11 protein-coding genes are annotated in these 15538 nt (G+C 42.5%); all 11 read left to right on the forward strand.

The window, feature by feature from the left end; translation table 11 throughout:
* Positions 1-370 precede the first annotated feature (370 nt).
* Positions 371-4501, forward strand: a complete 4131-nt coding sequence (locus MTO98_RS32995) for a two-component regulator propeller domain-containing protein (RefSeq protein ID WP_243483873.1) — start codon at positions 371-373, stop codon at positions 4499-4501.
* Positions 4502-4682: 181 nt separating this feature from the next.
* Positions 4683-7841 (forward strand): sigma 54-interacting transcriptional regulator, encoded by a 3159-nt coding sequence (locus MTO98_RS33000; protein ID WP_243483875.1) that lies wholly within the window; start codon positions 4683-4685, stop codon positions 7839-7841.
* A gap of 55 nt (positions 7842-7896) precedes the next feature.
* Positions 7897-9084: a sigma-54 dependent transcriptional regulator gene (locus MTO98_RS33005; RefSeq protein WP_243483878.1), complete on the forward strand. Its 1188-nt coding sequence runs from the start codon at positions 7897-7899 to the stop codon at positions 9082-9084.
* 394 nt (positions 9085-9478) lie between these two features.
* The gene (locus MTO98_RS33010) at positions 9479-10018 is read left to right on the forward strand and encodes a carboxymuconolactone decarboxylase family protein (RefSeq protein ID WP_243483880.1); all 540 of its coding nucleotides are present in this window, start codon (positions 9479-9481) and stop codon (positions 10016-10018) included.
* A gap of 27 nt (positions 10019-10045) precedes the next feature.
* Positions 10046-10432, forward strand: a complete 387-nt coding sequence (locus tag MTO98_RS33015) for a DUF302 domain-containing protein (protein WP_243483882.1) — start codon at positions 10046-10048, stop codon at positions 10430-10432.
* Between the two features lie 27 nt (positions 10433-10459).
* Entirely contained in the window at positions 10460-11338 is an 879-nt protein-coding gene (locus MTO98_RS33020) for a nuclear transport factor 2 family protein (RefSeq protein ID WP_243483884.1), read from the forward strand.
* Positions 11339-11362: 24 nt separating this feature from the next.
* Entirely contained in the window at positions 11363-12229 is an 867-nt protein-coding gene (locus MTO98_RS33025; protein WP_243483886.1) for an MBL fold metallo-hydrolase, read from the forward strand.
* 84 nt (positions 12230-12313) lie between these two features.
* Entirely contained in the window at positions 12314-12850 is a 537-nt protein-coding gene (locus MTO98_RS33030) for an ester cyclase (protein WP_243483888.1), read from the forward strand.
* A gap of 32 nt (positions 12851-12882) precedes the next feature.
* On the forward strand, positions 12883-13983 hold the full coding sequence (locus tag MTO98_RS33035) for a Gfo/Idh/MocA family protein (protein WP_243483889.1): 1101 nt from the start codon (positions 12883-12885) through the stop codon (positions 13981-13983).
* A 12-nt stretch (positions 13984-13995) separates the two neighbouring features.
* Positions 13996-14430, forward strand: a complete 435-nt coding sequence (locus MTO98_RS33040; RefSeq protein ID WP_243483891.1) for a cupin domain-containing protein — start codon at positions 13996-13998, stop codon at positions 14428-14430.
* Between the two features lie 136 nt (positions 14431-14566).
* Entirely contained in the window at positions 14567-15526 is a 960-nt protein-coding gene (locus tag MTO98_RS33045) for an alpha/beta fold hydrolase (protein WP_243483894.1), read from the forward strand.
* The last annotated feature ends 12 nt before the right edge of the window (positions 15527-15538 follow it).

Here is a 15538-nt window from a genome sequence, read left to right on the forward strand (position 1 = left end):
TCAGAAAACAGCCGAAAAACGTCATGTAATCATGACAGCCTGGTGTAAACTTAAACAACTAATTGAGCAAAGGACTTTAAAAATCCCCTCTTGAGCGCGCGCGGAGGAACGAGTGGTGGCAGGGGGTGTTTCTGCTGCAAGTTTATCAAAGCAGCAACACGCCCCTCCACCGCATCTCAAGAGGCGGATCGCACAAGCCTCTTCTTTTTCTTTCTTAGGTTAACAACTATGGCACTAACGCCCAGGCCTTTGTCCCGCCGTTTGTATTTATATTTTTTGAAATGGATTAGCTGTGTTTTTATGATTATATAATTTAATCTACAAAATACGTAGATTTAAATTCTCAATTAAGGCAACATCCAGCACGCAGATGAAAAAGCTTTTGATACTTATAGCCTGTTTGCTTTTAGCTTATAACACTGCCTTTTCACAAATTTCTTTTGATCACTTAACGGTTGCTAACGGTCTGTCGCAAAGTACTGTCCTGTCTTTTTGTAAAGATAGCCGCGGTTATATTTGGATTGGAACCCGCGATCGCCTAAACCGCTACGATGCACGTAGCATTAAAATATACAATCACTCATATAAAGATCCGGGCAGCATAAGCTGCAACGACTACGTTTTCTCCGTTTTTGAAGACCGCACCAAAAACCTGTGGGTTGGTACCGTAAGAGGCCTCAACAGGTACATTCCCGAAACAGATTCGTTTGAACATATTTTAAAAGACAGTACTAACAGCAGCAGCTTAAGTGATGACAATATTCATTGCATTTTTCAGGACCACCTGGGTCAATTATGGATAGGTACAAACAACGGGCTTAATGTGGCCGCCACATCAAACTCACGGAAGTTTACCCATTTTTTTAAAGCCAATGCAACACATCCCGGTCTTGCCGGCAACGAAATTCAAACCATATTTGAAGACCATGCAAATAACCTTTGGATTGGCACCATGTACGGGTTAACCAAAATGGCTATTAAAAATGGCAGGTATATATTTACATCATTTGTTAATACCGAAACAGCCTCAAACAGCTTAAGCGGCAACTCGGTACAGGCTATTACCGAAGACACGGAACATCGCCTGTGGATAGGCACACAAAATGGAGGTTTAAGCCTGTACCACCCCGAAAGTGGCACATTCACCAATTTCAAACACGCTCCCTCCAACATCAAAAGTTTAAGCAGCAATGATGTACGCAGTATTTTGGCCGATAAGCAAAATAAGCTTTGGATAGGTACCATCAACGGGTTAAATATCTATGACCCGGCAACGGGTTCATTTACTTTGTATGATCACGATACCGAAAACCAAAATAGCCTGAGCAATAATTCAATAAAGGACATTTATCTTGATAAAACCGGCACTATTTGGATAGGTACCATGTACGGAGGCATCAACATAGTTCACCCCTACAGCATTCCGTTTAAGATATATCGCTCCAATAAATTTAAGAACAGCATAAGCGGTAATACGGTAAGCCCTGTTATTGCTGATGCAAAAGACAATTTATGGATAGGTACCGACGGCTACGGCCTAAATTATTTCGACAAAAGTGAAGGCCGGTTTATAAATTATGTAAATGTTCCGGGAGATGCGGGCAGCCTGTCGGTAAACTATGTAAAATCACTTTATATAGATAAAGAAAATGATCTTTGGATTGGCTTTCACCAGGGAGGGCTTGATCTATTCGAGCCGTCAAAACATACTTTCAAGCACTACAAGCATGATCCGGCTAACCCAAATTCTATCAGCAGCGACATCGTTAGCTGTACCCTGGAAGACAGCCAGAACAGGTTTTGGGTGGGCACATCGCTGGGCCTGGATATTTTTGATAAAAAACTGCAGCAATTTCGCATCTACATTACCGACGCCGCTCACCCAATTCGCCTGAGTACCATTGCAGTAAGATGCATTTATGAAGATTCAAAGCACAATATTTGGGTTGGCACAACTATCGGACTTAATATTTTAAAAAACCATTCAGCGGCATTCACCGCGTTCAAGACCGATGAGCGCGACAACAACAGTTTAAAAGCCAGCTATATCAATTGCATTACAGAAGATAAAGCCGGCACCGTATGGATAGGTTCCTATCACGGAGGGTTAAGCAGATACGATGCTAACACAAACACCTTTAAAACCTATACTACGGAACAAGGCCTGCCAACAGATAATGTTTTGAAAATTGAGCAGGCTGATGACGGTGCCTTGTGGATCAGTACAGATAACGGCCTGGCCAGGTTTGATCAAAAAACTGAAAAGTTTAAATCATTTACAGTTAAAGACGGCCTCCCTATCAATGAATTTAACGCTAATTCGTCTTTTAAAGATCTAAACGGCGATATTTATTTTGGCACATATAACGGGCTTGTGAGTTTTAATCCTAAAGATGTGAGGGACAATAACTACGCGGCACCGGTATTATTTACCGGCTTAAAGCTATTTAACGAGCCTGTACAGATAGGCGATAAAACCGGCTTGCTTAACAAGGATATCAGCTTAACCCGGCAAATAACTTTTAATCACAACCAAAACGTTTTCAGTTTGGATTTTACTGCGCTAAACTACAATACGCCCGAGCGCAATAAATTCATGTACAAGCTTGACGGCTTTGAGAAAAACTGGAACCTGGTGAGTATACCATCGGCAACTTACACCAATCTGCCCGCAGGTGATTATGAGTTTTTAGTACGGGGCAGCAATAGCGATGGGTTGTGGAATAAAAATACCGTGTCTTTACATATTGCTATACTCCCCCCGGCCTGGAAAACCTGGTGGGCATATACCATTTACTTTTTTGCGTTTTCGGCATTACTTTACCTGGTGATACGGTTTTTCCGAAAACAGGCAAAACTGGAGCGCGACCTGTACTATGAACATTTAAATCGCGAAAAGCAGCAGGAGATCTACCAGTTAAAAGTTGATTTTTTCACAAAGGTATCTCACGAAATACGTACACCGCTGAGCCTGATCCTGGCCCCTGTCGAAAAAATACTCGAACAGGTAACTGATAATCCTGTTATCAGCCGCCAATTGAACCTCATAAAACAAAGTACCGACAGGCTATTAAGATTGGTTAACGAATTATTGGATTTCCGTAAAATTGAGAGCAGTCATCTTCAGCTAAGCATTGGCGAATACGATATTATAAGGTTTTGCTATAAAGTATTTGAGTCGTTTGAGCAATTGGCCGCAGCAAATAATATCAATTACCAATTTAAGACCAACATTCAGTCAGTTTTGTTGCATTTTGACCAACAGCAGTTTGAAAAGGTATTATATAACGTATTGTCAAACGCCTTTAAATTTACAACCACAGGCGGCGAAATAACATTGGCTATTGAACCCGGTCATCAAAAAATCGATATTATTATAACAGACAATGGCACCGGCATAGCTGCCGAATCAATACCTGATATATTCACCAATTTCTACCAGGTTAATGCAGCCTCAAAATCTCAGGGCTGGGGAATTGGACTGGCCCTTGCTAAAAACATAATCGAACTTCATAAAGGTAGCATTACGGTTAAGTCAACCCTCCAAACAGCACATCAAGCCGGCTGCACTGCATTTATCATTTCGCTATTAAAAGGCCATACCCATTTTTCTGAAAAGGAGCTGCTAAATGTCATGGATTGCAACCATGATGTACAAACAGATATCACGGTTCCATCGCAAAGCGCAGCAACAACCCGGCAGGTTATCCAAAAGGAACAGGCGATAATTTTGATTGTTGAAGATAATGATGACCTGCGCGGGTTTATCAGGGAAACCCTGTGCGGTTTATATACAGTTCACGAAGCTGCAAACGGTGCCGATGGCTGGGGATTAGCTGCCAGCCTGATCCCCGATTTAATTATCAGTGATGTGGCTATGCCCTTAATGGATGGATTTGAGTTTTGCGCCAGGGTTAAATCAGATGACAGGACCAATCACATTCCTTTTATTATGCTTACCGCTAAGGTAGCTCAATCGCATCTTGTAAACGGATTAAAAACAGGTGCCGACGTTTACCTAACCAAGCCATTTAGCGTTCAGGTACTGCAGCTAAGTATCTCCAACCTATTACAGGCCCGTGAACGCCTGCGTCAAAAATATGCCAGGCAGATAACCCTGATGCCGCAGGATAAAGTAATTGAATCGCCTGATGAGATCTTTCTGAACAAGCTGATGCAAATAGTTGAAAAACACATGGAAGACCCCGGGTTTGATGTTAACCGGCTTGTAAAGGAAATAGGCATAAGCCAAACCGTGTTATACCGGAAAATTAAAGCGCTGACGGATTTAACCATTGTAGATTTCATCAAAACAACACGACTAAAACAAGCCGCTCTTCTGCTCGCTCAAAATAAACTCGGTATTGCCGAAGTAGCATATTCAGTAGGCTTTAACGACCGGAAATATTTCAGCCGCGAATTTAAGAAGCAGTTTGGCAAAGCCCCTGCCGATTATATTCAGAACAATGCCGGCACAGATAACGGCCCCGTTAACGCCTGATTTTACCCCAAAATCATCCATTGAATAATATTTACCCCTAAACAGGCGAATCTTTACCCCCTTTTGGCCATTGTGCCACACCATATTTGTATAGGGCGAACCCCAATTAGCTACCTGTTCAGCAACTACCATACGATGAGGTATTCGTCCCGTATCATGTATTCTTGTAATCTGTACCGTTATGACAGCGTTCTCCCCCCAATCATCACCCCAGGAAAGCATTACAAACGATCTCTTGTTATTATTTGGTGCCGAGCTCGCCGCGGTTAAAAGCAAAGATCAATTAAGGCTTATCATTGATACCTGGCTAAAGGACATATTATTATTTAATCATTCAACCATATTCATTGTCAATTCAAAAGATGGTATTCTGTTTGATTTTACACTACCACCGGCCACTCCCGCCAATAATTATCCGTTCAGGCCTACCCTGCTTGTTAAAGCGCGCAAGTCAGTTTTATCAGAAACAGGCCAGCGTTTATCACCACCTCATGTGCATGAGTTTATAGTTCCGGAAGCGGTTTCTGATTTCCGGGAAGGGCTGGTTATTCCGCTTATTCAGGGCGATAAACCAATTGGCTTTTGGGTAATGGCTTATAACAACAGCGCCACAGCGGCGCGGGAGCAGCAAACGCTTATCGGGTTAATCGCAAACCAATTTTCTATAGTAACGCAAATGCTCCTGGCAGAAGAAGCCTCTGTTGGGCGGGAGGCTGAATCCGAAATTATTCAATCATTGAATATCGATTTTGCATCGATAAAAGAAAAAAAAGACCTGCTCAAGATCATCCATTTTAAATTAAAAAGACTATTTGAATTTGGGCACCAGTGGGTAGCGATTATCAATAACGATCAGCTCACCATGACATCTTTTTTACAGGATGAACATTCATGGGCCAGTAACCATGCCAAATATCAGCATGTCATCAACGCTAAATACGCTATTAACGATCGTGTTTTTAATAAGGTCCTTTTATCTAAAGAGCCATTTGTTTTTGACCTGCAACAGCTTTCCCAACGGTTGCCAATGCCCGAATACCTGGAGGTATTTTACGAAAGCGGCGTTACCCGCGTAGTTATGGTTGGGCTGCAGGTTGGCCTGCGCATTATAGGTGTTTGGGCTATATGTTTGGTTGGTGAGCAAACTATGGATTGCCGGCAGCTTAACCTCATTAGCGGCATTGCCAACCAGTTATCAATTGCTGTAGATAACATTATCATTAATCAGTCAATAAAGCAAAAAGAAACCGAAGCAGAATTGCTGCTTAAACTGAGCTATGATATCAGTACAATACGCAATAAAAAAGATCTTATCAGGGTGATCAATGCCGATCTACGTAAGATATTTGATTTTGAAAGTATCCTCATTTTTATGTTAAACGGAGATTATGATCAGGGCTCATTCATTCTTTCGTCGGCCCCTGATCATAGTGCTCTCAAACTGGACGGCCCCGCCAATATCAATGAACATACCCTGAACTGCCTGAGCAAGGTATTGCAAACCGAAGGTGCACAAGTGTTTGATATGGAGCAATTGTATCACCAGGAAACAAGTCCCGAATCTGTAAAACAGGAATTTAAAAACGGGATAAAAGAAAAAGTTGCCGTTAGCTTAAAAGATGGCGATAACTACATTGGTGTGTTCTGTGTAAACTCAACCGTAAAAGGCGGCTATACAGATCATGACCTTGAACTCATTAAAGGAGTGGCGTACCAGATCTCAACCGCAGTTTCAAACATTATTGCTAATGAAGAAATCTCAAGGCGCGAAGCCGAGCGGGAATTACTGCTGTCATTGAGTATCGATATCGGCGCAGTCAGGGCTACCCATGAGCTTCTTTTCATGATGAATAACCGCTTTAAGGAAATGCTCGGTTTTACGCATACCGCCATCCTTACCATAAACAAAGATCGCTCGGCCGTACATGCGTTTTTAAAAGACCCCGAATCGAAAAGCAGAAATCACCCTCGTTATGAAGAGCTGAGCAAATCCGGCTTCCCTGCAAACGATGGCATCCTCAACAAAGTGATCAATCAATCCAAACCAATATTGATTGATTTGAATACGTTTAACCAGGAAGCGGAGTTGCCGTTATATATGAAGGTAAACCAGGAAAGCGGCATAAAACAAGCAGTTGTAGTAAGGCTTTCAAAAGGTGTGGAGATTTATGGCTTCTGGCTTATTTTTTTTGAAAATGAATGTATTAACTATGGCAATAAACTTAATTTGATTGAAAGTTTGGCTAACCTGATTTCGGTAGCGGTGCTTAACATCATTGCCGATGAAAAAATCAACAACCAACTTAACGAGATCAATAATTATAAACAACAGCTTGAAGAAGAAAAAACCTACCTGCGCGAAGAACTGGAAATAACCCATAATTATGCCGAAATTATAGGCGATAGTCCGGCTATGCAGCAAACCTTCAGGATGCTTACACAAGTTGGCCCTTCAGATAGCACCGTGCTTATCCTGGGTGAAACCGGAACCGGTAAAGAACTAATAGCGAGGGCAATCCACAACAATTCTCCACGCAAAAACAAAATGATGGTAAAAGTGAATTGTGCCGCACTGCCTTCAAATTTAATTGAGAGCGAATTATTTGGCCATGAACGGGGCAGCTTTACCGGGGCCATTGACAGGCGTGTGGGTAAGTTTGAGCTTGCAAACGGCGGCACACTGTTCCTTGATGAAATTGGCGAAATGCCGTTTGACCTTCAGGCCAAACTGTTACGCGCACTTCAGGAACGTGAAATTGAACGAATTGGTGGCAAGGGCGTTATTAAAATTGATGTAAGGATCATAGCGGCAACCAACAGACAATTGGAAAAGGAAATGGCAGAAGGCCGCTTCAGAAGCGACCTTTATTACCGCCTAAACATCTTCCCCATCGAAATCCCCCCTTTGCGGCACCGCAAAGAGGATATTCCCTTACTGGCAATGCATTTCATCAGTCGTTTTGCCAAAAAGGCCGGACGCAAAATCAAGATGATCAGTAAAAAAGCTCTTCTTGACATGCAGGCATACAATTGGCCGGGAAACATCAGGGAAATGGAACATCTCATTGAACGGAGTATTTTGTTATCAGAAGGAGATACCTTAAAAACCATACATCTTTCTACCCTTAAAATTGGGGCACCTGCTGCAGCCGAGAAAAAGGATTTTGAAATCAAAACCATTGATGAAAACGAGCGGGCCCACATTATTAAAATACTTAAATACTGCAACGGAAGGGTTGGCGGGTTTCGCGGTGCTGCAGAATTGCTTGATGTGCCGGCGAGCACTCTTTTTTCGAAAATGAAAAAACTGGGCATCAAAAAAAATACAAATACCAATTAACAATATACTTTTTTAAACATCTGCAGTAAACCAGTAACCTATACCCTTATCTGTAATGATGAAAATCAAATTGCTGATTGTTGATAACCCGGTTACAGAAGTCAACCGCCTTAAAATAATACTAAAAAACACAGGCTATCTTGTTTCCCAAATAGCGGGTTCGGTGCAAGAGGGCTTAACTCTAATGGCTCATGATAACCCAAACTTAGTTTTATTGGATGCTGGCATCGCAGAAACCCCAAACGGTTTAAATTTTGCAGACATCTTAACTAAAAAAAAGATAGCGTTTGTTTATTTATCGCCTGATGCAAGCAAGCTTATACTCAGCATAGCAAAGCCAAACAGCGCTTATGGTATTTTAGTAAAACCTTTTCGCAAAAAGGATGTGTTGATTATGCTTGATGTAGCAACTTATGTGCACCGGCAAAAAACACTCAAACCCCGTATTGCGGTCGCTTTATCTTCTACACCACAACAGCGGGTTTTTGAAAACATTATTGGTAAAAGCCAAACTTTCTTGGATGCGTTGAAAAAGGCAAATATGGCGGGCTTATCTAACATGCCTATACTTATTCAGGGCGAAAGCGGAACCGGAAAAGAATTGATTGCAAGGGCCATTCACGAGTTATCCGCAAGAAAAGCAGGGCCGCTTATAGTGATCAACTGCGCAACGCTGGCCCCGGGATTGGTTGAACCGGAAATGTACGGCTATGAAAAAAACCCATTTAACGGCATGCCGGAACAGCGGATAGGCAAACTTGAGCAGGCTAATGGGGGCACCATTTTACTGGATGAAATTGCAGAATTACCAATAACCTTTCAGGCTAAGTTTGTACGGGGCCTGCTGGAACAAAAGGTTAAACCAATTGGCGGCAAAAAACGCATCATAAATGTGCGTGTAATTGCTATTACAAACCATAAGCTGGAAGATGAAATACAACGGGGGCGCTTCAGGATAGATCTATATTATTATCTTAATATCACTCCAATTGCTCTGCCCTCCCTTCGTAACCGCAAGGAGGATATTTCACTACTGGCAAAATACTTTGTTGCCTTATTTGCAAACAAGGCAAACAAACAGATCATAGGCCTGTCTGACGATGCCCTTATCTCGCTTAACAATCATCTGTGGCCAGGAAACGTCAGGGAGCTAAAAAACCTGATGGAAAGATGCGTGCTGCTCGCAAACAGTACTGTAATTAACTCGGTGTTCCCTCCTGCCGATAAAGATAGCCTTCATTAAACGCGGTATGATCCCTCCCCTCTTTACTCTTTGCATCCCCTTCATTTGTCCTCTTTAAATCGCCGGTGAATATTGCAACGACAATTAACGTATCTGCGACATTCCGTTATGCAATTCGCATCAACACAACTACAAACTGCTTAAAATCAACAACTTAAACAGATGGCATAATTGTTATTTGATATCGGTTATGTTACTCCCGGTTATCGACATATCAAACCACGATGAATAAAATGAAAACTTATACATATAACCCTTACCCTGCATTGGTTTGCTTATTTGTGAAGGATTTGTCCAAGTCTTTGACCCTTTTGTCCATGTTGGCGCACCCTGTATAAGGCTAATTTTGAACTATCAAAACAATCAGAACATACACATTTAAATAAAAAACAATATGAAAACTATAACAGTGCCAGCATTTGAACAGGTAAGTCCCGAAGCACAAGCTTTGTTTGAACAAATGAAAAAACGCATTGGCAAAGTGCCAAACCTTTACGCAACTATAGGTTATTCGGTACATGCACTTAAAGCATTTCTTGATTTTGAAGGCGAATTGAACCACGGCGTTTTTAACGGCAAGGAGCGCGAAGCCATAGCCCTGGTAGTTTCTGAAATAAACCATTGCGAATACTGTTTGGCAGGACACACCCTGGCCGCAATCAAAAACGGGTTTTCACAGGCAGATACTATCAGTATCAGGAAAGGGGCAATTGCCGACTCAAAACTTGACGCTGTCATTAAACTTGCAAAATCGGTTACAGAAACAAAAGGGCACCCTGAAGAACAATATCTCGAAGCATTTTACAACGCAGGCTTTAATGAAGCAGCCCTGATGGAGCTTATCGGCCTGGTTACTGTAAGGGTATTTACCAATTATGTATTTGCTACCACAAATATCCCGGTTGATTTTCCTGCTGCACCACAATTAAACTAACATTTCCCATATCAGCATCAAAACCACATGAAAAATAACGGAGTGATCATTCGTCGCAGTTTATTGCCTGTGAAAGAAACCATCGATAAGTTATCAGAGGCATTATCTAAAAATGGTGTAACTATTTATACACGGATTAACCAGCAGGCTGAAGCCGCCAAAGCAGGCATCAAACTAAACCCGCTGGAGTTTATTCTTTTCGGCAATCCTAAACGCGGAGGTGAAGTAATGCAGGAAAACCCTGTTGCCGCACTTGACCTCCCCTTAAAGATCATTGCCTGGCAGGATGATGAGCTTAAAACATGGGTTTACTACAATGATGCCGTTTATCTGCAGTCAAGGTTTATGCTTAGTAACGAGGTAACCGAATTAATTGATATGGACCCTGTCGTGATCCGGGTACTGCAACAATAAATAACATTATCCATACAAACTTTAATCATGGAAAATACAAATAACGATAGGGCTACTGAAACTGTACCCGACAGTTCAAAACTGATCATAGCCGATCAGTTTTTAAAAGCTTTAACTACTAAAGACTGGGACTTGCTTCGTAGTGTTATAACAGATGATATCACCTGGACTTTGCCCGGCGACAGCAGCGTATCAGGAAAAGTTACCGGTATCGATGCCGTAGTTAAAACCGCGACGATTATTATGAATTTTGGCGTGGCCCTGAAATTAAATCATTACATGATAGCCTTAAAAGGCGTAGCGTTATCACTCCGCGGGCAGGCAAACCAAAACGAGCTTAAACTCGACCAGCCCCTGGCTATTACATGCTCAATATCAGGCGGCAAAATCAAAGCCATAAATACTTACGTTTTAGATACTGCGCAAATTAACGCCTTTTTTACTACTCAAAACCTTGACCTTCTTGAAGCTACCGTTATCCTTGGCGATAAACCAGAACCGGTAACAAACAACGAAAGCCAAAAATTTGCGTTAGCCAACACATTTATTACCGCTCTGAAAGGTAATGACTGGGATGCCATGCGTTCCATCATGTTTGAAAACCTAACCTGGACACTTCCCGGCACAAGCATCTTATCGGGTTTGGCAAATGGCGTTAACGCAGTGGTTAAAAGAGCTCAATCATTAAAGCAATTTGGGGTGATGTTTCAGTTGCAGCATATCATTTACGGCATGAATGGCTTTACCCTTTTACTGCATAATACAGCCAAACGAAACGAGCTTATCCTTGACGAATATGTGGCCATTGTTTTTGATGTAAAGGATGGCAAAATTGAAGCTATGACAACCTACCTGTCAGACGTTGAGGGAATTGAGCGGTTTTTTATTCATGGTATAATCGACTAACCCTTCGCATAATAATAAATAGTTATGAAAATCTTGAAAATTACTATAGGGCTGCTTTTAATAGTTGCAACAACAGTAAGCGCCCAAAAAACAAAAAGCATTCAATGGATTGGCGGCCCAACCTATGTACTCCATTTAGGCAGTTTCAAAATATTGACCGATCCTATGTTAAGTCCCAAAGGCGACTCAGCATTCATCATTAAACAGCATCCTACCACCGGGCAGCTAAACGCCCCGGTTACCAGGCTCATAGCCCCCGCTACTTTTGATATGAACAATATTGATGTGCTGCTGATCAGTCATCCCCATGCCGATCATATTGATAAGCAAGCCATCGCAGCATTATCTAAAAGCCTTCATTTGGTTGGCCCCGCCATTAACGAAACAGTTTTTAAAGACTGGGGATGGACAGATATTACCGGCCTTAACTGGGGTGATAGCACTGTAATAAAAAAGGATAATGAATCGCTTAGTATCACTGCCGTTGAGGCGCATCATGCAGCAAATGATCCGCTTAAAACCCAATTGGGCAAAGGAAACGGATACATCATTACCTACCACAACGGAAAAACCTTATACCGTATTTACTGGACAGGAGATACCGTATGGTTTGACGAAATAGCCACCTATACCAAATACGGAAAAATCAATTTGCTGGTGCCTGATATGGGCTCGGTTGGCTCTGATGGAGCTATCGGCCGCCGTGGTTTAAATGCAGCCGACGGCCTTCACATTGCCCGGTCTCTTAACCCGGAAATGATCATCCCTGTTCATCACAGTACTTTTTCAATGTATGTTGAACCAATATCGGTTTTAAAGGATACGCTAAGCAAAACCGAATTTGGCAAACGTTTGCACATTCTTAAAACCGGGCAAACATTCAAACTATAAATGATTGATCCGGCAAAAATGACATCATATAACTGAAGCAGTTGAAATTAAAACAACATCATTAATTCATAAAAACATCTTACCATGAAAAAACACATGTTTCTTTTATCCCTGCTAACCATTGTTTTGGCAGGTACAGCATCAGCACAAAAAACTTCAGCCGATGTTCCGGTACCAAAATCTGCAACAACTGATGCAAGCCTTTCAAAGGCACAAAACGATCAGATGATGCATGCCGGGCTTATGTTTTATGCCTTTTGGAACACGGGCAACGAAAAGTACCTGCATGAAGCCGTATCTATGGATTTTCATGACAACACCTTACCCGAAGGCCGCCCGCAAGGGTTTAAAGGGATACTATTTGCTTCGGCAAATTTCAGAAAGGCAGTGCCCGATTTACGCTGCAGTATTGAAGATATCATCATTGCTAAAGATAAAATAACCTGTCGGCAAATTTATACGGGGCATAATACCGGGCCAATAGGTGATCATGCAGCATCTGGTAAACCTATCCGCTTTATTGCCATTGATATTTTGCATGTAAAAAACGGCAAAGTATATGAAGACTGGCACCTGGAGGATAATCTCACTTTTTTGAAGGAAGCCGGCATTGTAAAATAGCTTATAACAACAGAATAAATAAAAGTGTAATTATGAATGATCAAATTAAAGTAGGAATCATTGGGGTAAGTGCAGACAGAGGCTGGGCAACGGTTGCCCACATTCCTGCTATTAAATCATTGCCCGGGTTTAAATTAACAGCCATCAGTAACCGTCATGCTGATCAGGCCATTGCTGCAGGTAAGGCCCATGACGTACAGCATACCTACCATACAACTCATGAATTGGTGAATAGCCCGGATGTTGACCTGGTTGTAGTAACTGTAAAAGTACCGGAACATAAAACCGTAGTAGAGGCCGCCATTAACGCAGGCAAGAACATTTACTGCGAATGGCCGCTCGGTAACGGATTGGCCGAAGCCGAAGAGCTGGCCCAACAGGCAAGAGAAAAAGGGATATATGGCGTAGTTGGCCTGCAATCGCGCGCGGTACCTGCCATCAATTTTATAAAAGATCTTGTAAATGAAGGTTATGTTGGTGAGGTGCTATCAACCACGCTTGTTGGCTCGGGTATTTACTATGGTGCCTTTACCGATCAAACCACGGCTTATGCTATGGATGCAAAAAACGGTGCCGGGATGATCTATTCAACATTCGGTAACAGCATTGATGCACTTTGTTACTGCCTTGGCGAATTCCAGGAACTAAGTGCAACTGCCATCAATCGCCGTAAAGTGACAACCGTGGCAGAAACGGGCGAAGAGGTCCCGATGACGGCTTTTGACCAGGTTGCTGTTTCCGGTGTATTGGAAAGCGGCGCGGTTGCAACGGCACATTTCCGGGGCGGTATGTTTAAAGGAACCAACTTTTTTTGGGAGATAAACGGCACTAAAGGCGATTTGGTGATAACAGCAGACGGCGGGCATCCCGGTGTATTTGAACTAACCATTAAAGGCGGACAAGACAGTGCCTTAGCCGTGATCCCCGTACCCGAAAAATACTTCAACGTTAACATGGAGCCGAAACAGGGGCCGGCCTACAATATAGCCGAAAACTATGCCCGGCTTGGCAGCGATCTTTTAGCCGGCACACATCTGAGTGCAACTTTTGAAGATGCCCTTATACGCCACCGGATGATCAACGCAATAGAGGTTGCAGCTGCAACCGGTAAAAGGCAAACCTATCTTAAATAACATATTAATAAAATGAAAGAAAAGATTGTAAAAGCTCCGGAAGGACAACGGATAAATGTACTTGGAGATAACCAGGTGCTAAAACTAACAGGAAAAGATACCAATGGACAGTTTGCAGTAATAATACAAAATTTGCCCCCCGGGGCAGGCGTACCCAAACATGTGCACAGTAATGACGATGAGCACTTTCATTTACTGGAGGGCGAAGTACATTTTGAAGTTGGCAACGACGAGTATACTTTAAAAGCAGGCGATATGATCTTTTTGCCGCGGCACATCCCCCACTCATTACGTGTACTGGGCGATACAACCGCTGTGGTGAGGCTTACGGTTGTACCGGCCGGTGCCGAAGATATGTTTATGGAACTGGATAAACTACCCGAAGGCCCGCCAGACTTTGAAAAGGTTTCCGAAATATGCGGCAGGTACGGAGTAGCCTTTGTTTAATAATTTTTTAAAAACATGCATTGGCGCCCTGTCGTGCCAGTGCATGTTTTTAGCATAATTCGGGAACGTTCCCCGCTGAAACGCGATAAGCTATTATAGCTAACCATTACACACCAGGCATTCAAACACTAACCATATGAAACGTTTAGTACTAATCACAGCGGTTCTGTTAGCCGCAGCAGGGCAAAAAGCCCGGGCACAACAGCCGGTACCCGTACCAATTTCAATTACTTCGGAGCAAGCGGTACACTACCGAACCATTAATGTAAATGGCATAAACATTTTTTATCGGGAAGCCGGCCCTAAAAATGGCCCGGTGATTTTGCTTATGCATGGCTTCCCAACATCATCTTTTATGTTCAGGAACCTTATACCCATGCTTAGCAACAAGTTTCATGTTATTGCTCCTGATTTGCCTGGTTTCGGCTTCTCCGACTTCCCTTCGCGCGAAAAATACCAGTATACCTTTGAAAACCTTGCCAATACCATGCAAGGCTTCATTGAGCAAATGAGCCTTAAGCATTTTGCAATTTATATTTTTGATTACGGTGCGCCTGTAGGCTTACGGCTGGCACTTCACAATCCCGAAAAAATAACAGGAATAATTACACAAAACGGTAATGCCTATAAAGAGGGATTACTGGATTGGGCCAATGGGTTGGTGCAGGCCTTTTGGGCCGATGGTTCACAAAAAAACCGGGATGCTGTACGAAAGTTCTTTTTGGTTGACGCAACTAATTTCCAATATCGCCATGGAGTTTCTGATCAAACCCTGATTGCCCCCGAAACGGTTTTGCTTGACCAGCACCTGATGGACAGACCGGACAACATTGAAATGCAACTGGACCTTTTGCGGGATTATCGTACCAACATTGAGCTCTATCCCCGTTTTCACGAATACTTCAGGAAGTATAAGCCGAAGATCCTGGCTGTTTGGGGTTCAAATGATCCATATTTTGCACCGGCCGGGGCCGAGGCTTACAAAAAAGATGATTCCAACACAACCGTGAAGTTTTATAATACCGGGCATTTCGCTTTGGAAACCAATGTAAATGAGATTGGGACGGATGTATATAACTTCCTTTCAAACCTTTAAAAGGTTTTTGAT

Origin of the sequence: Mucilaginibacter sp. SMC90, from assembly GCF_022811725.1 — a bacterium.
Taxonomy (GTDB): Bacteria; Bacteroidota; Bacteroidia; order Sphingobacteriales; family Sphingobacteriaceae; genus Mucilaginibacter.